This window comes from Caballeronia choica, assembly GCF_001544535.1.
GTDB classification, from domain to species: domain Bacteria; phylum Pseudomonadota; class Gammaproteobacteria; order Burkholderiales; family Burkholderiaceae; genus Caballeronia; species Caballeronia choica.
The window spans coordinates 1-785 of sequence record NZ_FCON02000559.1 but is presented as its reverse complement, the minus strand read 5'-3'; the positions used below and the strand labels follow the sequence as shown (position 1 = coordinate 785).

The 785-nt window shown below is 55.3% G+C and carries 1 protein-coding gene and 1 pseudogene; both read right to left on the bottom strand.

What is annotated here, in order from left to right; translation table 11 throughout:
• Positions 1–247 (bottom strand): annotated as a pseudogene (locus AWB68_RS45710) (MFS transporter); the annotation flags it as partial.
• Positions 244–785: MFS transporter (locus tag AWB68_RS45705; protein ID WP_235028896.1), on the bottom strand; the 542-nt coding region annotated here is incomplete at its 5' end. The gene AWB68_RS45705 and the pseudogene AWB68_RS45710, both read right to left, overlap by 4 nt.

Below are 785 nucleotides of genomic sequence, written 5' to 3'. Positions count from 1 at the left end.
TTTGTGACAGCGCTGCTCCGGCGATCTGCAGTGGAATTGAGGTGGCGATGATCGCGGATACCAGCCAACCGGCGTTTATCGCGTCGTAGCCCAGGCCATTTCTCAGATAGAGCGGCAACCACGTAAAACCCATCGCCAAGATCCAATACGAGGCAAACGAGGCCATGCCGGTCCCGACAATGCTTCGGTCCGACAGCAGGTATGAATACGGCACGCGAAACGAATCTGAAGATGTGCCGCCGTTCACAGGCTGCCGCTCGGCGGATTCCGTTTGTGTTCCCTCAGCACCAATGCCAACCAGAAGGCGGTCCAAAGTAAGCCTGCTACGCCCAGCGCGATGAAGGCCGATTGCCAGCCGAAACGTACCAGAAGATAGCTCAGGATTGGCGCTGCGACTACTACACCGGCGGGACCTCCTTGAGCGATGATTGCCGTGATCAGGTTGCGACGCGAATCCGGGAACCATTTGTAGGCGGCGTGAATGGCGACGGGGTATGCTGGCCCTTCACCGATGCCAAGAATTACGCGACACGCAACGAGCATCGGAAGCGTTGGCCACCATGCAATGGGAAACTGGGTGACTGCCCATATCAGTGCGAGCCCAGTGATAATCCATTTTGTATTGAATCGATTTGCCAAAAAGCCAACGGCGATCCCAGATATGGAATAGAGCGAAAAGAAACTGCTAGCCACCAGGCCAAACTGAGACGGACTCAAGTTAAGGTCCTTCATCATTGGCACTGCCACGATGCCCAGCACGGCCTTGTCTGCAAAGTTTATTATCA